The organism is Weizmannia acidilactici (genome assembly GCF_008974225.1).
GTDB classification, from domain to species: Bacteria; Bacillota; Bacilli; order Bacillales; family Bacillaceae_C; genus Weizmannia; species Weizmannia acidilactici.
The window spans coordinates 1-849 of the sequence record NZ_BKZR01000110.1 but is presented as its reverse complement, the minus strand read 5'-3'; the positions used below and the strand labels follow the sequence as shown (position 1 = coordinate 849).

The 849-nt window shown below is 41.7% G+C and carries 1 pseudogene; it reads left to right on the top strand.

Annotated features, from left to right (window positions below):
- Window positions 1-68: 68 nt before the first annotated feature.
- A pseudogene (locus tag GBH70_RS16910) lies at window positions 69-849 on the top strand (IS3 family transposase); the annotation flags it as partial.

The following is an 849-nucleotide window of genomic DNA, read 5'->3' as shown; positions in this document are numbered from 1 at the left end:
TGATGCTAGTATAGTTTCATGGACACCCTTTAGTGAAATATAATATTAACGAAGGGATGTGTCCTGATATGGGTAACACAAGCGAAAAACGTAAAAGTTATCATGCTGAATTTAAAGAAATGGTGGTTGAGCTTTATCAAACTGGAACACCAGTAAAACAGATCTGCAGCGAATATGGCCTGTCTGAAACGACAATCTACAAATGGATCAGAAAACAAAAACCGGTTAAGCTGGATGACGGGAGCTCTTTTACCCCGGAAGAATTTCTGAACCTGCAAAAAGAATTGCACCGGCTGAAAGAGGAAAACGAAATCTTAAAAAAAGCTATGGCCATATTCGCAAAGAAGTAGATCAAACCACTGTTATATCCATGATTGACGAGATAAGAGCCAAACACCATTATGACCTTAAAACCATGTGTACGGTCCTTGGCGTGCCGAGAAGTACCTACTATCAATCCAAACAAAAAAAAGAGTCAAAAACAAAACGGGAAAACCGGGAGTTGACAGACAGAATACGAAAAATCCATACGGAAAGCAAGCAGAGGTACGGAGCGCCGAAGATCCGCCATATGCTTGAAAAAGAAGGGCTCAAAGTCAGCCTGAAACGGGTTCAGCGTTTGATGAAGGCTGCAGGCATTTATTCCATTATCAGAAAAAAGTACCGTCCCCATTCCAATAAGGGCAAGATGGAAGAACACGATAACCTGCTGAACCAGGACTTCTCAACGACAACCATCAACGAGAAATGGGTTACGGATATTACGTACATTCATACTTTGAGAGACGGTTGGTGCTACCTGGCTTCCGTAATGGATTTACATTCCAGAAAGATTGTCGGTTACGCTTT